This window comes from Stenotrophomonas sp. 78350_Sma, assembly GCF_056482105.1.
In genome coordinates this window covers 2,626,813-2,643,721 of the sequence record NZ_CM151182.1, presented here as the reverse complement: position 1 = coordinate 2,643,721, position 16,909 = coordinate 2,626,813, and the positions used below count along the sequence as shown (strand labels likewise).

Sequence of the window (16,909 nt, the reverse complement as noted above, 5' to 3'; positions counted from 1 at the left end):
AAATTCATGAACCAGGCCCTTGCCCCCGCCAGCGCCGGGCAGCAGCAACGTGCGCTGTGGCTGAGCACGTTCGCCTTCACCGTGTGCTTTGCGGTGTGGATGATCTTTTCGATCATCGGCATCCAGATCAGTCAACAGCTCGGCTTGAATGACACTCAGTTCGGCCTGTTGATCGCCACGCCGGTGCTGACCGGTTCGGTCAGCCGCGTCTTCCTCGGCATCTGGTCCGACCAGTTCGGTGGCCGCAAGGTGATGGTGCTGGTGATGCTGTGTGGCGCAGTGGCCACCTGGATGCTGACCTATGCGCAGACCTACACCCAGTTCCTGATTGCCGCGCTGTGCGTGGGCATCGCCGGCGGCAACTTCTCGGTGGGCGTGGCCTACGTGTCGAAGTGGTTCCCGGCCAGCAAGCAGGGCACCGCACTGGGCATCTTCGGTGCCGGCAACATCGGCTCGGCGGTGACCAAGCTGCTGGCGCCGCTGGTGATGGTGGCGGCCGGCTGGACCATGGTTGCCAAGGTCTGGGCCGTTGCGCTGGCTGTCACTGCGGTGCTGTTCTTCCTCTTCAGCAAGGAAGATCCGTCGCTGGAGCAGCGCCGCCGCGAAGGCGTGAAGCCGGTGCCGTTTGCCGAGCAGATGGCACCGCTGAAGAACCTGCAGGTCTGGCGGTTCTCGCTGTACTACTTCTTCGTGTTTGGCGGCTTCGTGGCGCTGGCGTTGTGGCTGCCGCACTACCTGGTGGGCGCCTATGGCATGGACGTGGGCCATGCCGGCATGCTGGCGGCGTGCTATTCGATCCCGGCCAGCCTGTTCCGGGTGGTGGGTGGCTGGATGTCGGACCGGATGGGCGCGCGCCGGGTGATGTACTGGACCTTCGGCGTGTCGGCCATCTGCACCTTCCTGCTGGCCTACCCGGATACCGAGTATGTGGTGAAGGGTATCCATGGCCCGATCCACTTCCATCTGGCCATCGGCGTGGTGATGTTCACCGTGCTGGTGTTCGTGCTTGGCTTCTTCATGTCGCTGGGCAAGGCCGCGGTCTACAAGCACATTCCGGTGTACTACCCGAAGCACGTGGGTGCCGTGGGCGGCGTGGTCGGCATGATCGGTGGCCTGGGTGGCTTCATCCTGCCGATCGTGTTCGGCGCGTTGAACGATGCAGTGGGCATCTGGAGCAGCTGCTTCATGCTGCTGTTCGTGCTGGTGGCGGCTGCGCTGGCATGGATGCACTTCGCGATCCGTCGCATGGAACGTCGCCACTTCCCGCAGATCGACCGCGAAACCGATCTGCCCGAAGCCATCGATGCGGCTGCCGCCGAGCGGGTGCGTGGCGGGTGAAGGGTGCTGCCGGCCAACGGCCGGTACTACCGAGTGGTGGATGAAAGGGTAGTGCCGGCCGCTGGCCGGCAGGAACCATCAGATGCGCCACGCTTGATTTCAATCAGGGCCACGCGAAGAGGAACGCCCGAAGATGTCTGCCATGAGCTTCCACGTTGACGAGAGCGAGGACACTGCGCTGCAGGCGGCATTGCTGCGGCAGCCCGGGCACGTGCTGTTTCCGCCGGCTGACCAGTTCAGTACCGGCTTTGGCGAAAGCGGGTGGCGCGGCGCCGTGCGCGCCAGCAACGAGCACCTGATCCCGCGTGGCTTGACGCTCGGCTTCCAGGTTGGTCGTGGTGGACGCGATGCGCCAGCGCAGGCGTATCTGGACACCCTGCTGCTGGCCCTGCGCCTGCAGGCCGGCGCGCTGGCTGAAGATCGCGAGGTAGTGGCGATGGTACTGCAGCTGGGGCTGGCCGAGACGCTGCCGCCGCCGCAGCTGGGCCAGCTGCTGGATGCGGTGCCGCAGCACCTGCGCACGGTGGCGCGGCCACAGGTGGAGGTGCGTCTGGACGCGGGTAGTGCGCTGTCACCGGCGCAGCTGCGTGCGTTGGGCTGCACCCGTTTGAACGTGATCGATCGCGCCGATGCACCCGGGCCGACCCTGCTGGCGCAGGCGCGACAGGTCGGCTTTACCGCGCGCTACTACCAGTTGCGGGTGCCCGGCAGCGAGGACACCGGCTTCATCGAACGACTGCATGAGGTGCTGGCCGAAGCGCCCGAGCGCATCCTGTTGCCGGCGCCGTGTGCACTGCCGGAACATCCTTCGGCCGCACGATGGCTGCAGAGCTGGCGCCTGCTGCGCGCAGCAGGTTACGAGCCGATCGGTGGCGATCACTATCAGCGCGGCGACCTGCCCAACCCGCATGGCCCGGGCGATGGCCAGCGTCATTGTGACCTGGCCGGCGCGCCACGCCGCGACCGCAGCGATTTCATCGGGCTTGGCCTGTCCGCCTGCAGCCAGATCGGCGAGGTGTTCTACCGCCTGGAGGACGAACTGGGCGAATGGCGTGCGCGGCTGCAGGCCGGGCACATGGGCGTGTCTGCCGGATTGATCCTGTCCGAAGACGAGCGACTGGCGGCCGAGGTGGCGCAGAGCATCGCCTGCGATCACGCGCTCGATGCGGCTGCCTTCGAATGGCGCAACGATGAACCGTTCGAAGAATGCTTCGCCGAGCAGCTGCCGGCATTGGCACCGTTGCTGGCGCGCGGCTGGGCACACTGGGATGGGCGCGTACTGCAGCTGGCCGAAGAAGGGCGGCTGCTGTGGCGTATGATGGCCGCATGCTTCCGGCCGGCGGCCGCCATCGCTTGAGTCTTGCCCCGATGTCTTCGAATCCGCCTTCGCACGGCCGCCTCGGCCAGGCCACACCGAACCCCGCCGCCGCCGATGACGGCGATGCGCTGCACTTCTGCAGCACCTGCGCGTTTTCCGACGCGTGCATGTCGCAGGGCTACGACAAGACCGCACTGGGTGATCTGCACGTGCTGGTCGACCATGTCGGTCCGTTCCATGCAGGTGACTACATCTTCCGCGCCGGCGAATCGTTCGATTCGATTGCTGCGGTGCGCGCGGGCATGGTCAAGACCTTCGTCGATGACAGCCAGGGCAACGAGCAGGTGCTGGGCTTCAGCCTGCCGGGCGAAGTGATCGGCCTGAATGCGATCCACGGTTCGCGCTTCCCCTGCAATGCGGTGGCGCTGGATACGGTGCACCTGTGCCGCATCTCGTTCCCCAAGCTGAGCTCGCTGGCCACGCGCATGCCGGGGCTGCAGGCCAAGCTGTTCAGCCTGCTCAGTGCGGAGATCGGCAAGGTCGCTACCCTGGCCGCCAACCACCGTACTGAAGAGCGCATGGCCGCGTTCCTGCTGGACATGTCCGAGCGTTACGCGCGGCGTGGTTTTTCCGCCACGCGCTTCAACCTGACGATGGCGCGTACCGAGATCGCCAATTACCTGCGGATGGCGCCGGAAACCGCCAGCCGCGTGCTGCGTCGCCTGAGCGATGATGGAATCATCGCGGTGAAGCAGCGTGAGATCCTGCTGCTGCAGCCCGAGCGCCTGGCGGCGCTGGCGGTGGCCGACGAATCCGATCCGAACTGAACCTGGCCGGGAGCCGACGATGAAGCGAGCTGGACTGTTGTTGCTGGGACTGCTGGCCACGGTGCCGGCGTGGGCGGCCGACCTGACGGTGTCGGCGGCATCGAGCCTGACCGAGAGCTTCCGCGAACTGGGCGCCGCCTATGAGAAGGCGCACCCGGGGACCAAGGTCGACTTCAACTTCGCCGCGTCCGGCGTACTGCTGCAGCAGATCAGCCGCGGCGCGCCGGTGGATGTGTTCGCGTCGGCCGACGAAGCCACGATGGACCAGGCCCAGCAGCAGGACCTGCTGGCGGCCGGTACCCGCGAGGTGTTCGCAGTGAATGCGCTGTGGGTGGTGGTGCCGCCGCAGGCCAAGGCTGCGCCACGTACCTTGAAGGACCTGGCCGGTGCAGGCGTGCAACGCATCGCACTGGGCAACCCGGACAGCGTGCCGGTCGGCCGCTATGCCAAGGGCGCGCTGGAAGCAGCGGGCCTGTGGCCGTCGGTGCAGGGCAAGACCATCACCACCCAGAACGTGCGCCAGTCGCTGGATTACGTGGCGCGCGGCGAAGTGGACGCCGGCTTCGTCTATGCCACCGATGCACAGGCGATGCCCGACCGGGTGCGCCGTGCCTTCGCGGTGCCGGTGGCGGGGCGCATTGCGTATCCGCTGGCGGTGACCAAGGCCAGCGCGCAGCCCGGCGAAGCAAAGCGATTCACCGCCTTCGTGCGTTCGGCACAGGGCCAGGCGATCCTGGCCAAGCACGGGTTCGGCAAGCCCTGAGGCATGGATCTCGACTGGAGCGCACTGTGGTTGTCGCTGAAGGTGGCCGGCTGGGCCACCGCGATCAATCTGGTGCTGGGCGTGGCACTGGGCGCGCTGCTGGCGCGGCGGCGCTTTCCCGGCCGTGAGTTGCTGGATTCGCTGCTGACCCTGCCGATGGTGCTGCCACCGACGGTGCTGGGCTATTACCTGCTGGTGCTGATCGGTCGCAACGGCCCGATCGGCGCGTGGCTGCAGTCCTGGTTCGGCATCAACCTGGTGTTCACCTGGCAGGCGGCGGTGATCGCCGCGGCGGTGGCTTCGCTGCCGCTCGTGTTCAAGCCGGCACGCGCGGCGTTCGAGGAAGTGGACGGTCAGCTGGAGCAGGCCGCGCGTACGCTTGGAGTGTCCGAAGCAGCGGTGTTCTTCCGCATCACGTTGCCGCTGGCCTGGCGCGGCATCCTCGCCGGCCTGCTGCTGGCGTTCGCACGCGCGATGGGCGAGTTCGGCGCGACGTTGATGGTGGCGGGCAGCATTCCGGGCCGAACGCAGACGTTGTCGATCGCCATCTACGAGGCGGTGCAGGCCGGCCAGGACGGCAAGGCCAATGCGCTGGTGATCCTGACCTCGGTGGTCTGCATCGTGATTCTGTTGCTGGCTGCACGGCTGGTGGGCGGACGTCGCCGGGAGCTGCGTGATGTGGCTTGACCTGCAGGTGCAGCGTCGCCTGCAGGCGGCCGGCCAGGATTTCGTGTTGGACGTATCGCTGCAGTGCACGCAGCGCCAGGTGGTGCTGTTCGGGCCCTCGGGCGCGGGCAAGAGCCTGACCTTGAAGGCGGTGGCCGGCCTGCTGCGGCCGGGCCAGGGCCATGTGCGCCTGCAGGGACAGACCCTGTTCGATGCGGCCACCGGTGTGGATCTGCCGCCGCAGCGCCGCCGGTTGGGCTACGTGTTCCAGGATTACGCGCTGTTTCCGCACCTGAGCGTGCGCCAGAACGTGGCGTTCGGTCTGGAGAAGGGGTGGTTGAATCCGCGGATCGGCCAGCGCTTCGATGCGGTGGAGCAGTGGTTGCACGCATTCCGCATCGACACGGTGGGCGATCTGCTGCCTTCCCAGGTGTCCGGTGGCCAGCGCCAGCGCACTGCACTGGCGCGCGCCCTGGTGACGCAACCGCAGGCTCTGCTGTTGGATGAGCCGTTCTCTGCGCTGGACCATGATCTTCGCCAGCACCTGCGCCAGGAGCTGGAGACGGTGCTGGACAAGACCGGTATCCCGCTGTTGTTGATCAGCCACGATCCGCAGGATGTGGCCGTGTTTGGGCAGCAGGTGGCGCGCGTGGTGGATGGTCGCATCGTTGGCAATTGACCTGTGATGGTAGTGCCGGCCGCTGGCCGGCAACCACGGAATCCGGGGCAGCCGGCCCGCGGCCGGCGCTACCGGTTCAGCCGTTCGTCGCCCACTGGATGAACGCCCAGCGCCGCGTCGGCGCCATGCCGAAACGATGCTGTGGCGAGCGCGCATGCCATGCACGTACGCGTGCTTCCTCATCCGCATCCAACGCACCGAACAGCTCCACCGCCTGGCGCACCAGGCCGTCGGCATCCTGCGCGACGTCGCGCACCGATTCGGGCAGGTAGTCCAGCTGCGGCTCGCGTCCCATGTCCAGCAGCATGTTGATCGGGTAGCGGTGGTCGGGCATCGGCACCCAATCACGGCCAAGCAGCTCGGCCAACTCCGGCACGCCGGCCCGAGGACCGGTGGCGAAGGTGATGCAGGCACGCTGGCGGGCGTGCGCATCCAGCCTGCGCAGCGCGGCCTCCAGATCCGCCACCATCAGCGAGCGCGAGGCAATGGCCAGATCACAGCGCGGCACGTCGTGCCAGTCGTCGGTCCACGACAGCGCCCACGGCGTGACGTTGGAAACGCCGTCGCGGGCGATGGCGGCACGCAGGCCGTCGAGCATGCCGGTGCTGTAGTCGAGCGCATGCACATGACCGACCTGCGTGGCGATCGGCAGGCTCAGCAGCCCGGGGCCGCAGCCCACGTCGAGCACGGTGGCCACGCCGGAAAGATCAAGCCGGGCGAGGAACGCCTCGCTGTAGTCGTCGTGACGGCGCTTCCAGCTGGACTGTGCGGCACGCGCGTCCCAGGTACTGGCCGGCTTGGCCTGGAAGCCACAGGCCTGCAGGTGTTGGCGATAGCGTGCGCTGTGGTCGATCGGGGTCGGTAGCGGTGTACTCATGTAGAAGTTCCGGAAGCGGGCAGGGCGGCGGCGACGCGTGCGGCATCGACGCCATACAGGGTGGCGAGGCGTTCGGGCGTTGCGACCTCGCGGGCAGGGCCGAGCGCCTGCAGGCTGCCGGCGGACATCAACGCAATGCGGTCGGCCACCTGCAGCGCGTGCTGCGGTTGATGGGTGGACAGCAGCACACCGATGCCACGATCGGCCAGGCGGCGCACGGTATCGAGGATGCGCAGCTGGTTGCCGAAGTCGAGGCTGGCGGTGGGTTCGTCCATGATCAGCAACTGCGCCTGCTGCGCCAGTGCGCGTGCGATCAGCACCAGTTGGCGCTCACCACCGCTGAGCGTGGTGACGGTGCGGTCGGCCAGCGCCTGCAGGCCCAGTTCGCGCAGGCAGTCATCGGCGATGGCTTCATCAGCGCGACCCGGTGCCGCCAGCAGGCCCAGGTGCGCGGCGCGGCCCATGGCGACCACCTCGCGCACGCGCCAGGGGAAGGGCAACGGCGCGGCCTGTGGCACATAGCCCATACGGCGGGCGCGGGCGGCGCGATCATGCGCGCGTAGCGGCGAGCCCTGCAGGTCCACCTCGCCGTGCACCGCAGGCAGCAGGCCTAGCAGTGTACGGAACAGAGTCGTCTTGCCACAGCCGTTCGGGCCAAGCAGGCACAGCACCTCGCCAGGCTGTACCGACAGCGCAAACGGCGCGCCCAGTGCCACGCCGGCATGGCCGATGGCCAGGCTGCGTGCTTCCAGCAGCAGTGTGGCGGTGCTCATGGGCGACGCTCGCTGCGCGCCAGTACCAGCAAAAAGCACGGCACACCGACGAACGCAGTGAGGATGCCGAGCGGCAGCTCGATTGGCGCCAGGGTGCGCGCCAGCGTATCGGCGGCGAGCAGGAAGCTGGCGCCGAGCAGCAGGCTGGCCGGCAGCAGGCGGCGGAAGTCGGCGCCGACCAGCAGCCGCGCGATATGCGGAACCACCAGTCCGACCCAGCCGATGATGCCGGCCAGTGACACCGCCGCCGCAGTGCACAGCGTGGCGGCGGCAATCAGCGTCCAGCGCAGCGGGGTGACCGCCACGCCCAGCGCGCTGGCCTCTTCATCACCCAGGCCGAGCAGGTTCACCCGCCAGCGCAGCAGCACCAGCGGCAACAGCCCGATCAGCAGCAGTGGCGCGGTGACCTTGAGGTCGTCGATGACCACCGCGTTCAAGCCGCCCAGCAGCCAGAAAGTGATCGAGGGCAGCTGCGTGTACGGATCGGCCAGCAGCTTCAGCAGCGAGATGCCGGCACCGAGCAGCGCGGACACTGCGACGCCGGCCAGTACCAGGACCAGCACCGGATCGTGCCGCCGTACCAGCGCAGCCACCAGGCAGACCAGGCCCACCGCACCGAGGCCGCCTGCGAAGGCGATGCCCTGCACCAGCAGCATCGGCAGGCCGAGGAACAGGCCCAGCGAAGCGCCAAGGCCGGCACCGGCGGAGACGCCGAGGATGTCCGGCGACACCAGCGGATTGCGGAACATGGCCTGGTAGGCCGCACCGGCCGCCGACAGCACCGCACCGATCAGCACGGCGGCCAGCACGCGCGGCAGGCGGATATGCCAGAGCGCGGCCTGCACCGCAGGCGGGCTGGGTTCGCCGATGCCGAACAGCTGCCAGCCGATGGCGTGCAGCAGCGCCGCCGGTCGCACCGGGAACTGGCCGACCGAGAACGCCAGCAGCAGCATCGCCAGCAGCAGGCTCCAGCCACCGGCATGCCAGGCCCAACGTGGAAGCGTGCGCATGCTCAGGCGTTCGCATCCAGGCTGTGTGCCAGCGTGGCGGGCAAGGGTTGGCCCCACAGCAGTTGATGCAGCGCACCGATGCGCGCGCGCAGCGCGGCAGGCGCCAATGCGGGCACTGCACCCGGATGCAGCCTGGACAGCAGCCACGGCAGACCAGGCAGGCGGTTGACGCCGGGCGGACCATCCAGCCATCCAAACGGCAGTACCGGTGCGCAGTGCAGGCGACGCTCGCGCACGGCACGCAGGGCGCGCCAGCGCGGATCCTGTGCCGCATGCGCGGCGAAGCCGGCATCCTGGGTCAGGATCACGTCCGGATCCCAGGCCAGCAATTGTTCGAACGACACGCGGGCGAGGCCACCGGCCCCGGCGCTGGCGGCCACGTTGCGGCCGCCACAGAATTCGATGACTTCGGTGTTGATCGAGCCGGACAGGCCGCTTTCCAGGCCGTCGCTGCCACGCCCGTAGTACACGGTGGGCCGCGTCGCAGAGGGACGCGTCGCCAGCACCTCACGCACCAGTGCCAGCTGCGCCTCGGCCGCCTGCGCCAGCGCTTCGCCGCGTGCGGCAACACCCAGCAGCCGGCCAACGTGGCGCAGCTGCGCCGGATGATCGGGCAGGCGTCCGGCAATCAGTTCGAAGGGAATCGCGGTCTGCTTCCAGACCCGCTCGGCCGAGTCGCGGTAGTTGGCATCGAAATCACCGGCATCCAGCACCAGATCTGGCTGCATCGCGAGCAGGCGCTCGAGACTGACCGTGCTGCCGCGCCCGGCCAGGCGACCGACCACCGGCAACGTGCGCAGAGCTGCCGGCAGCTGCGCCAGTGCGTCGGGCGAGACCTTCATCGGCCAGCCCAGCAGGCGTTCGGGTGCCACGGCAGCGAGCAGTACCGCAGCCGGCGGACCAGCCGCGAACACGCGCTTGGGCGTGGCCTTGGGCGCACCCAGCCGCAACACGCGCTGCGCCGGCATCGCCAGCAGCTCGGCACTGGCGACCAGCAGCGGCGCCAGTGCGAACGCCTGCAGCAGGGCGCGCCGCCTCATGCTGCGGCCTCGGGTGTGTTGCGGCAGGCATCCCACCAGGCCTGCAGCGCCGCGTCCTCGGCGGGCAGCTCGATGGCCATGCCGCCGGTGAACTGGCGCCACGCGTCGAGGTAGGGCAGCTTCACCGCGGTCAACAACGGGATGCCGGCCAGCATCAGCGCCAGCAGCTCATCGGCCATGCCGCCGCCTTCCGATTCCAGCGTGCCGAAGCGGTTGGCGATGGCGAGCTCGGCATGGTCCTGCAAGGCCCGGCGCAGCACCACGCTGGCATCGGCGATGCCACCGGGATCCAGGTTGCAGCCGCAGGAGGCCGGGCCCAGCGCCTGGCTGATCGGGTAGCGCGAACCAGGATCGGTCACGTCCATCAGTGCCATGCGCTTCCTGCCGCTGGCGGTGGGTTCGTGTGGCAGGTGTACCAGCCCGCGCACGCGGTGGCCGGCGGCCAGCTGGCGTGCGGCGAATGCGGCCAGCAAGCCATCGGGTTCGCCGCTGTGGTCATGCACGATGGCCGCGATGCGCGGCGGCTGTATAGCGCTCATGCTCAGAACCTCCAGTTGGCATTGGCGAACCAGGTGCGGCCCGGCATCGGGTAGCCGTCGGCCAGTTCGTACCATTTGTCACCGATGTTGCGTACGCCGAGGTCGACATCCCAGGCCTCGCGCGGGCTCCAGCTGGCCTTGAAGCCGGTGATGCCATAGCCGGGCAGGTCGCGCACCGGGCGTGCCGCATCGGCGTAGCTGACCTTGCGGCCCTGTTCGGCTTCCAGCGTGGCCTGCAGCTTCAACTGCGGCAGCAGCTGCCAGCCCACCGCCATGAACAGCCGTTGGCGCGGGCTGTCGAGCAGGGCCACGCTGCGGTCTTCCAGGTTGGTGCGGCGCAGCCAGGTGTAGCTGGTCTGCAGGTCCCAGTCGTCGCCGATGCGCTGGCGCAGGCCCAGTTCGACACCCTGGTGGCGGGCCTTGCCGATGTTCTGCGCCTGGTTGCAGGTGCTGCCGCCGCATTCGCGCGAGGCCACCACCGCGTTCTGGATCAGGTCATCGATACGGCTCTGGAACAGCGCCGCCTGCAGCTGGCCGCCTTCCCACCAGCGGCCACGCAGGCCCACTTCGAGGTGGGTGGCATGCTCGGCTTTCAGATCCGGGTTGGGCAGCGCCGCGCCCATGCGCGCGGAGTAGCGATCCTTGATGGTCGGGAAACGCGTGCGCCGCGCGGCGCTTGCATACCACTGCTGGTCCGGCGCCAGTTGCTGCACGTACTCCAGCACTGCATTGGCGGCATCGGTGCTGCCGGTCGGCCAGAAGTACACGCGCTTGGCGTCGCGGCGGTCATGGCCGATGCCCACGCGCAGGTGCGAGGTGTCGGTCAGCGCGATGCGGTCCTCGATCGCCACGGACGTGGTCACATCCCGGAAGTCCTTGGTCGGCGAGTGCGGGTTGCGCTCGCTGTGCTGGTCTTCCTTGTAGTGGATCGCGAACTGCAGTTCCTGGCGCGGCAGCGCCGTGGTGGCCAGGGTCACCGAGCCGCCCACGGTGCGGTCATCGTAGATGCTGGGGAAGCTGCTGTTGTCCATCGCCACCTGGTAGGTGCCGTCGGTGTAGGCGTCCAGTCCGTTGCCATAGGTATCGCGGTAGACGCGGGTGCGCAGCGTGGTGTGCTCGCCCAGGCGGGTGTTGCCGATGAAGTACAGGCTGTCCTTGTCCCACCACGGCCAGCGCCAGTAACGGATGCCGCTGCGCGCGGTGCCGGTGTAGACCGGGTTGTCCTTCTCGCCGTCCTGGCGCGCGTAGCCGATCGCGTACTCGTCGCCCTCGCGCGGGGTATAGCCCAGCTTGAACGACAGGCGACGGTCGTCGCGCGAGGCGTTGCGGCGGTCCTTGCCGGTATCGGTGGGCACGCGCTTGTAGTCGACGAAGCCTTTCGGCAGCGGGAACTCATCGGCCTTCAGGATCGACGCACCGAGCTGGAAGTACCAGTCGCCACGACGGCCACCGATATTGACCGCCGCCTTGCGCTCGCCGCCATCGGCGATGCCCAGCCGCACATCGCCTTCCAGTGGGCGCTCGGGACGGCGACTGATCAGGTTGATCGCACCGCCGAGGATGTTCGGCCCGTACAGCAGCGAGGCACCGCCGCTGGCGACCTGGATCTCGGCGAGGTCGAAGGTGGTGAAGCGGCCGAAGTCCACGTAGCCGTCATAGGGCACGTACAGCGGGATGCCGTCGAGGAATACCGGCACCTGGCGTGCGTCGAAGCCGCGCAGGTAGACCATGTCCTCGTTGCGCGAGTTGCGCGCCAGGCTCACGCCAGGCAATACGCTGACCGCATCACCGACCGTAGTGCGGTCGAGCTGCTGGATGCGTTCGGCATCGAGGCTGCGTTCGGCGACGGTGGGCGAGGTGCCGCGCTCGGCATGCACGTCGATCGTGCCCAGGGTGAACACCGGGGGCGGCGAGGTGGCGTCGGCCGCAGTGGCGGCAAGCGGGAGCAGCAGGGCGGACAGGGGTAGAACGAAACGACAGGTACGCATCCTCGCGAGTCCTCGGGTTCGTTATATCCAAGATGATATAACGGTTGGCAGGGGTCAACTTGATGACCGACCCGGGGATTCTCGTTGCTGGCCGGCGCGGCCACCTTGATCCATATCAAGCCCGGTGCAGGGGGGCGACGCCGTACACTGGCCGTTCGCGCGAAACGCAGGGAAACGAGCACGATGAGCGAGGCCGAACCGCCTTTGGAGCTGCAGGGCAACCTGTGGCTGAGCATTGCCGGTCAGAGCCTGGGTGGCCGCGGACGCTTCGCGCTGCTGGGCCTGATCGACGCCTGTGGCTCGATCAGCCAGGCCGCCAAGCGCATGGGCATGACCTACAAGAACGCCTGGGACGCAGTGGACGCGATGAACACCGCGGCCGGCGAGCCGCTGGTCGCGCGCAGTGTGGGCGGCCGCGGTGGTGGCGGTGCGCGACTGACCGAGCGCGGCCACCAGCTGATCGCCCGGTTCGAGGAGGTCGAGCGCGCGCACCGTACGTTCCTGCAGTCGCTGCAGGCCACCCCTGGGCTGGACGAGGATCTGGCCCTGATCCGGAGAATCGGCATGATCACCAGTGCACGCAACCAGTTCCATGGCCGGGTCAGTGGGCTGGCCACCGGCGCAGTGAACGATGAAGTGCAGATTGAAGTGGCGCCGGGCCTCGCGCTGGTCGCCACCATCACCCATGGCAGCGTGGAATCGCTGGGCCTGGCGGTGGGCGTGCCGGCCTACGCGCTGGTGAAGGCCTCGTCGGTGATCGTGGCGCAGGGTGAGGGGGCGCGTTACTCGGCACGCAACCAGTTCGCCGGCACGGTGGAGCGGATCACCGAGGGCGCGGTGAACGACGAGGTGGTGGTGGATATCGGCCATGGCTGCAGCGTGGTGGCGGTGATCACACGTGCCAGTACAGCAGCGCTGGAGCTGCAGGAGGGCGGCGCGGCGATGGTGCTGTTCAAGGCGTCGAGCGTGATCGTGGGCGTGCCGATGTAGAGGGGTCTTGGGGAGTGCCGGCCCTTGGCCGGCAGCGCGTGGTGCGAAGCGCAGCCGGCCAGCGGCCGGCGCTACCCCATGGAAAGGTCAATACAACTCACAGTGCGTACGGCCTTCGCCTCGCAGCGCGTCCCAACGCCCTTCGCCACCGATGGCATCGATGGCCTCGCGTACCGCGCCTTCCAGGTGGCTCTTGTTGCCGCACAGGTACAGATGCCCGCCGCGGGCCAGCACATCACGCACCTCGCTGGCGCGCTGCTGCAGCACATGCTGCACATAGACCTTTTCGGCGCCATCGCGCGAGAACGCGGTATGCAGGCCGGCCAGCACGCCACGCGTGTGCCAGTCCTGCAGCTGGTCGCGATACAGGTAGTCGTGCTGGCGGTGCTTCTCGCCGAACACCAGGTGCACTTCGCGCTCGCAGGCGTTGGCCTGCAGCTCCTGCATCAGGCCCATCAAGGGCGCGATGCCGGTGCCGGTGCCGACCAGCAGCAGCGGTGCCTCCCCGGTATCGGGCAGGTGGAAGCCAGGGTTGGAGCGGCAGTACACACGGGCATGGTCGCCGCCATGCAGCAGGCTGCCGGTGGCTGTGCCGAAGCGCTCGCGGCCGCGCAGGGTGTAGCGCACTTCGCGCACGCACAGGCTCAGCTGGTCGTCGCACGGGTGCGAGGCAATCGAATAGGCGCGGGGCAGCCGCGGTGACAGCAGTTCGCGCAGCCGGGCCAGCTGCACGCTGTCCGGCGTGGCGTGGTCCTGCAGCACGTCCAGCAGGTCCAGGCCGTGCAGGTAGGCTTCCAGCTCGCGCTTCTGGCTGACCTTCAACAGGCCCTTCAGTACCTCGCTGCCACCGAGCCTGGCCAGTTCGCGCAGCACGCCCTTGCTCAGCAGGCGCAGCTCGCGGTCATGCAGGGCGGCCACGGCGGCGGTGTCGCCATACCAGGCGGCCAATGCCTGCAGCAGGGCAGGGTCGTTCTCGGGTACTACGTGCAGGGTGTCGCCCGCGCGGTAGGCCATGCCACTGCCGGCAATGTCCAGTTGCAGGTGCCAGGCAGCGGGATCGCTGCTGTTCAAGCGGCGGCGTTCGAGAATGGAGGCGGCAAAGGCATTGTCTTCGCCATAGGCGGTCACCTGCAGGTGCAGGTCCTGGCCGGCACTGAGGTCGCCATCCAGCACCTGGCCGAGCACCGGCTGCCATTGCTGGAAGAACTGCTCGTAGCCCAGGTCGGCATCCACGCGATGCAGCAGCGGCTGCGCCTGGCGCTCGCTCAGCGCCGCATCCAGCGCCTTGGTGAAGCCGCAGAAGCTGGGGTAGCCGGTGTCACCGAGGCCGAACACTGCATAGCGCAGGCCGCTCAGCGTCGGGGTCTGGCGCAGCGTTTCGAAGAACTGCTCGCCATTGGCCGGCGGTTCGCCATCGCCGAACGAACTGGAAATCGCCAGCAGCACATCGCCTTGGCCGAGACTGGCTACGTCGATGTCGTTGAATGGAAGCACCTGCGGCCCATGTGGCTGCAGGTCCGCGCCCAGGCGCTGGGCCAGGGCGCGGGCATTGCCCGACTCGGACGCGAAACCCACCAGCAGGCGGCTGAAGGGCGTACTGGTCGGGAGGGCGTTCACGCGGCCTCGTAGAAGTCGTCGAACTTTTCCTTGCTGAACTCGACCAGGTCGTAGTTCTGCATCAGGTCATTCACCACGCGGCGGATGCTGATGTAGGAGGTGATGTTGCCGTCGGCGTCGAACAGTGGCTGCACGGTGGTATCGACCACGTAAAGCACGCCGCCCTTGCCGAGGTTGGGCACGATGCCGGTCCAGGTCTTGCCGGCCTTGATGGTGTCCCACATGTCCTTGTAGACGGCCTTGGGCACATCTGGATGGCGCACGATGCTGTGCGGCTGGCCGATCAGTTCCTCGCGGGCGAAGCCGGTGAGCGTGCAGAACAGGTCGTTGGCGTAGGTGATGTTGCCCTGCAGGTCGGTGGTGGAGATCACCATGACGTTCTGCATGGCGTTCAGAAGCTGGACGTTGTCGGGGGTGTAGCTCATCGCAGGGTCCTTGTGGATGCCGGTAACGCCGGCGTGTTCGGGTCCTGCATAGAAATACGCCCGCGCGGCGGCGGGCGGTTTGACATTGATCAAGCGGGTGACGCGACGGCCTGCGACCGGGTGTCGCAGTGGCCATGCCCGGCGGAAGCGCGTCAGCCCATCAGATAGCGCAGCACACCCGCCGAGACCACGCCGATCAGCACGGTCGGCAGCATCGACAGCCGCGTGGCGGCCAGCAGGGTGATCGCCAGCGCGGCCAGGTCGGCGGGCTTGTCGGCGACGAAATCGGGGGCGATCACCGAGATCAGCACGCAGCCCGGCGCGGCTTCCATCACCGTCACTGCGCGCTTGCTCAACGTGCGGTTGCGCAGCGCGAGGAAGCCGACGATGCGGGTCAGGTAGGTGGCGCCGGCCATCAGCACGATGGTCAGTACCGAAGTCCAGTGGATCAGGCCATTGAAGATCATGCTGCGTCCTCCGCCAGCAGCCAGGCCGCGGCCAGGCCGGCCAGTGCGCCGCTCGCCACGTACCAGGCACCCGGCACCAGCAGGTAGGTGGCAGCGGCCACCACCAGGCTGACCAGCCACGGACGCGCGGCTTTCATGCCCTGCCACATGCCACGCAGCAGCACCAGGAACACGGCGGGGAAGGCCATGTCGAAGCCGTAGGCGTGGATGTCGCCCAGCATCGGGCCGACGACCGCGCCCAGCGCGGTGCAGGCCACCCAGACCGTGTACAGGCCTGCCGAGACGCCCAGGTAGTAGGCCAGGCTGAAGCCGAGTGCACGGCGGCGCGCATCGGCCACGCCCATCGCCCAGCTTTCGTCGCACATGAAGAACAAGGCCGGCAGCACCCGGCGGCGCGGCAGGTGCTGCAGCAGCGGGGCCAGGCTGGCGCCCATCAGCAGGTGGCGGCTGTTGACCAGCGCGGTGATGGCCACGATCAGTGCGATGTGCGGTGGCGAGGTCCACAGTTCGACGGCAGCGAACTCCGAGCCGCCAGCGAAGTTGAGGCCGGTCATCAGCGGCACTTCCAGTACGCTCAGACCCTTCTGGGCCGCCTGTGCGCCGAGTACCAGGGCGAAGGGGATGAAGCCGATCATCACCGGCACGGCGGCGCGCAGGCCGCGCAGGAATTCGGCACGCGGCGCGGTGTCGCAGGTGTCGGGCAGGGGGAGGGTGGTACGGGCGTCCATCGAACGGCACAACAAGGTGGGGGTGGCCCATGCTAGCGGTCCGATCGCGAAATCGGGTTGCGTTGATGCCATTGAATCCGAGAATATTGAGATTACATGCGGCCAATGTCGCCACTGGTGAAATTCCATGCAGTACCAGCTCGACAACCTTGATCGGCGCATCCTCGATGCCCTGCAGCGTGACGGTCGCCTGCAGAACCTGGAGCTGGCCCGGCTGGTGGGCCTTTCGCCCTCGGCCTGCCTGCGGCGGGTGCGGCTGCTGGAGGAGGGCGGCTACATCGACCGCTATGTGGCCTTGTTGAACGAGGCCAAGGTGGGCCGGGGCTTCACGGTGTTCGTGCGGGTGTGGCTGCGCGGGCAGGACGAGGACACCACCAACCACTTCATCAACAGCATCAAGTCTTTCCCGGAAGTACTTGAATGCCATCTGATGGCCGGTGACTGCGATTTCCTGCTGCGGGTGGCGGTGGCCGACCTTGATGCCTACCGGCAGTTCCAGATGCAGCACCTGAACCGGATTACCGGGGTGCAGAACACCAAGACCGAGATTCCGATGCAGCGGATCAAGCAGACGACCCAGCTGCCGCTTTGAGGGATGGGTGGTTGCGGCCGGGTTGCACCCGGCACCCGCGGGTAGTGCCGGTCGCTGGCCGGCAACCTCAACAGCAACAGCAACAGCAACAGCAACAGCAACAGCGGGCCTGCTGAGGGATGGCGGGGTGGGTCCGGTTGCGGGGGACGCTGCAAGTCCCCCTCCGGGGCCCGGCCCAGCCGCTGGCGGCTGTGCGTTCGGGCGCTTGCGAAGCAGTGCTTCGCAAGCAAAGCGCCCTCACCCATGTAAGGTCGGTCGCCGCTTGCTCGTGT

Annotated in this window: 18 protein-coding genes; 8 read left to right on the top strand and 10 right to left on the bottom strand. The window is 68.0% G+C overall.

All coding sequences use genetic code 11. The features are described 5' to 3' along the window. Positions 1-6 precede the first annotated feature (6 nt). From ACZK4H_RS12290 to ACZK4H_RS12265, 6 genes are all read left to right on the top strand, one after another. Positions 7-1,338, top strand: a complete 1,332-nt coding sequence (locus ACZK4H_RS12290) for an MFS transporter (RefSeq protein WP_012480466.1) — start codon at positions 7-9, stop codon at positions 1,336-1,338. A gap of 142 nt (positions 1,339-1,480) precedes the next feature. Beyond that, positions 1,481-2,695: an oxygen-independent coproporphyrinogen III oxidase gene (locus ACZK4H_RS12285; protein WP_099553438.1), complete on the top strand. Its 1,215-nt coding sequence runs from the start codon at positions 1,481-1,483 to the stop codon at positions 2,693-2,695. An 11-nt stretch (positions 2,696-2,706) separates the two neighbouring features. Continuing rightward, a complete protein-coding gene (locus ACZK4H_RS12280) occupies positions 2,707-3,483 on the top strand; it encodes a helix-turn-helix domain-containing protein (RefSeq protein ID WP_005416832.1) in 777 nt (258 codons plus the stop codon). 19 nt (positions 3,484-3,502) lie between these two features. Beyond that, complete coding sequence (modA, locus tag ACZK4H_RS12275) at positions 3,503-4,246, top strand: molybdate ABC transporter substrate-binding protein (protein WP_099553440.1); 744 nt, start codon at positions 3,503-3,505, stop codon at positions 4,244-4,246. A gap of 3 nt (positions 4,247-4,249) precedes the next feature. Then, entirely contained in the window at positions 4,250-4,933 is a 684-nt protein-coding gene (gene modB, locus ACZK4H_RS12270) for a molybdate ABC transporter permease subunit (protein ID WP_005413347.1), read from the top strand. Continuing rightward, the gene (locus ACZK4H_RS12265; RefSeq protein ID WP_099553445.1) at positions 4,923-5,591 is read left to right on the top strand and encodes a sulfate/molybdate ABC transporter ATP-binding protein; all 669 of its coding nucleotides are present in this window, start codon (positions 4,923-4,925) and stop codon (positions 5,589-5,591) included. The genes modB and ACZK4H_RS12265 overlap by 11 nt, the downstream gene beginning before the upstream one ends. A 76-nt stretch (positions 5,592-5,667) precedes the next feature. Here ACZK4H_RS12265 and ACZK4H_RS12260 read toward each other — a convergent pair whose 3' ends face one another. From ACZK4H_RS12260 to ACZK4H_RS12235, 6 genes are read right to left on the bottom strand one after another with little or no spacing between them, the layout of a single operon-like run. Further along, complete coding sequence (locus ACZK4H_RS12260; RefSeq protein WP_099553447.1) at positions 5,668-6,468, bottom strand: class I SAM-dependent methyltransferase; 801 nt, start codon at positions 6,466-6,468, stop codon at positions 5,668-5,670. Further along, positions 6,465-7,241 (bottom strand): ABC transporter ATP-binding protein, encoded by a 777-nt coding sequence (locus tag ACZK4H_RS12255; protein ID WP_099553449.1) that lies wholly within the window; start codon positions 7,239-7,241, stop codon positions 6,465-6,467. Before ACZK4H_RS12255 ends, ACZK4H_RS12260 begins: the two co-directional genes overlap by 4 nt. Then, on the bottom strand, positions 7,238-8,251 hold the full coding sequence (locus tag ACZK4H_RS12250) for a FecCD family ABC transporter permease (protein WP_099553451.1): 1,014 nt from the start codon (positions 8,249-8,251) through the stop codon (positions 7,238-7,240). The genes ACZK4H_RS12255 and ACZK4H_RS12250 overlap by 4 nt, the downstream gene beginning before the upstream one ends. A 2-nt stretch (positions 8,252-8,253) precedes the next feature. Then, on the bottom strand, positions 8,254-9,291 hold the full coding sequence (locus ACZK4H_RS12245) for an ABC transporter substrate-binding protein (RefSeq protein ID WP_099553454.1): 1,038 nt from the start codon (positions 9,289-9,291) through the stop codon (positions 8,254-8,256). After that, on the bottom strand, positions 9,288-9,830 hold the full coding sequence (locus ACZK4H_RS12240) for a DUF2478 domain-containing protein (RefSeq protein WP_158230219.1): 543 nt from the start codon (positions 9,828-9,830) through the stop codon (positions 9,288-9,290). The genes ACZK4H_RS12245 and ACZK4H_RS12240 overlap by 4 nt, the downstream gene beginning before the upstream one ends. 2 nt (positions 9,831-9,832) lie before the next feature. Next, complete coding sequence (locus ACZK4H_RS12235) at positions 9,833-11,818, bottom strand: TonB-dependent receptor plug domain-containing protein (RefSeq protein ID WP_099553459.1); 1,986 nt, start codon at positions 11,816-11,818, stop codon at positions 9,833-9,835. A gap of 183 nt (positions 11,819-12,001) precedes the next feature. Between ACZK4H_RS12235 and ACZK4H_RS12230 the strand changes: the two genes are divergently transcribed. Next, on the top strand, positions 12,002-12,808 hold the full coding sequence (locus ACZK4H_RS12230; RefSeq protein WP_099553461.1) for a TOBE domain-containing protein: 807 nt from the start codon (positions 12,002-12,004) through the stop codon (positions 12,806-12,808). An 87-nt stretch (positions 12,809-12,895) separates the two neighbouring features. On the opposite strand, the gene ACZK4H_RS12225 is transcribed toward ACZK4H_RS12230, so the two are convergent. The 4 genes from ACZK4H_RS12225 to ACZK4H_RS12210 all read right to left on the bottom strand — a co-directional run bounded on the left by ACZK4H_RS12225 (position 12,896) and on the right by ACZK4H_RS12210 (position 16,045). Beyond that, positions 12,896-14,425, bottom strand: a complete 1,530-nt coding sequence (locus ACZK4H_RS12225) for a diflavin oxidoreductase (RefSeq protein WP_099553463.1) — start codon at positions 14,423-14,425, stop codon at positions 12,896-12,898. Next, positions 14,422-14,850: a PAS domain-containing protein gene (locus tag ACZK4H_RS12220; RefSeq protein ID WP_010485321.1), complete on the bottom strand. Its 429-nt coding sequence runs from the start codon at positions 14,848-14,850 to the stop codon at positions 14,422-14,424. Before ACZK4H_RS12220 ends, ACZK4H_RS12225 begins: the two co-directional genes overlap by 4 nt. Before the next feature lie 152 nt (positions 14,851-15,002). Next, the gene (locus ACZK4H_RS12215; protein ID WP_099604053.1) at positions 15,003-15,317 is read right to left on the bottom strand and encodes an AzlD family protein; all 315 of its coding nucleotides are present in this window, start codon (positions 15,315-15,317) and stop codon (positions 15,003-15,005) included. After that, positions 15,314-16,045: an AzlC family ABC transporter permease gene (locus ACZK4H_RS12210; RefSeq protein WP_099553466.1), complete on the bottom strand. Its 732-nt coding sequence runs from the start codon at positions 16,043-16,045 to the stop codon at positions 15,314-15,316. Before ACZK4H_RS12210 ends, ACZK4H_RS12215 begins: the two co-directional genes overlap by 4 nt. 127 nt (positions 16,046-16,172) lie before the next feature. On the opposite strand from ACZK4H_RS12210, the gene ACZK4H_RS12205 reads away from it, so the two are divergent. Beyond that, positions 16,173-16,637 (top strand): Lrp/AsnC family transcriptional regulator, encoded by a 465-nt coding sequence (locus ACZK4H_RS12205; protein WP_099553468.1) that lies wholly within the window; start codon positions 16,173-16,175, stop codon positions 16,635-16,637. Positions 16,638-16,909 lie beyond the last annotated feature (272 nt).

Bases quoted from the DNA above. Each gene is read 5' to 3' on its own strand.
- ACZK4H_RS12290 (WP_012480466.1), top strand. From the start codon at position 7: ATGAACCAGGCCCTTGCCCCCGCCAGCGCCGGGCAGCAGCAACGTGCG.
- ACZK4H_RS12285 (WP_099553438.1), top strand. From the start codon at position 1,481: ATGAGCTTCCACGTTGACGAGAGCGAGGACACTGCGCTGCAGGCGGCA.
- ACZK4H_RS12280 (WP_005416832.1), top strand. From the start codon at position 2,707: ATGTCTTCGAATCCGCCTTCGCACGGCCGCCTCGGCCAGGCCACACCG.
- modA (WP_099553440.1), top strand. From the start codon at position 3,503: ATGAAGCGAGCTGGACTGTTGTTGCTGGGACTGCTGGCCACGGTGCCG.
- modB (WP_005413347.1), top strand. From the start codon at position 4,250: ATGGATCTCGACTGGAGCGCACTGTGGTTGTCGCTGAAGGTGGCCGGC.
- ACZK4H_RS12265 (WP_099553445.1), top strand. From the start codon at position 4,923: ATGTGGCTTGACCTGCAGGTGCAGCGTCGCCTGCAGGCGGCCGGCCAG.
- ACZK4H_RS12260 (WP_099553447.1), bottom strand. From the start codon at position 6,468: ATGAGTACACCGCTACCGACCCCGATCGACCACAGCGCACGCTATCGC.
- ACZK4H_RS12255 (WP_099553449.1), bottom strand. From the start codon at position 7,241: ATGAGCACCGCCACACTGCTGCTGGAAGCACGCAGCCTGGCCATCGGC.
- ACZK4H_RS12250 (WP_099553451.1), bottom strand. From the start codon at position 8,251: ATGCGCACGCTTCCACGTTGGGCCTGGCATGCCGGTGGCTGGAGCCTG.
- ACZK4H_RS12245 (WP_099553454.1), bottom strand. From the start codon at position 9,291: ATGAGGCGGCGCGCCCTGCTGCAGGCGTTCGCACTGGCGCCGCTGCTG.
- ACZK4H_RS12240 (WP_158230219.1), bottom strand. From the start codon at position 9,830: ATGAGCGCTATACAGCCGCCGCGCATCGCGGCCATCGTGCATGACCAC.
- ACZK4H_RS12235 (WP_099553459.1), bottom strand. From the start codon at position 11,818: ATGCGTACCTGTCGTTTCGTTCTACCCCTGTCCGCCCTGCTGCTCCCG.
- ACZK4H_RS12230 (WP_099553461.1), top strand. From the start codon at position 12,002: ATGAGCGAGGCCGAACCGCCTTTGGAGCTGCAGGGCAACCTGTGGCTG.
- ACZK4H_RS12220 (WP_010485321.1), bottom strand. From the start codon at position 14,850: ATGAGCTACACCCCCGACAACGTCCAGCTTCTGAACGCCATGCAGAAC.
- ACZK4H_RS12215 (WP_099604053.1), bottom strand. From the start codon at position 15,317: ATGATCTTCAATGGCCTGATCCACTGGACTTCGGTACTGACCATCGTG.
- ACZK4H_RS12210 (WP_099553466.1), bottom strand. From the start codon at position 16,045: ATGGACGCCCGTACCACCCTCCCCCTGCCCGACACCTGCGACACCGCG.
- ACZK4H_RS12205 (WP_099553468.1), top strand. From the start codon at position 16,173: ATGCAGTACCAGCTCGACAACCTTGATCGGCGCATCCTCGATGCCCTG.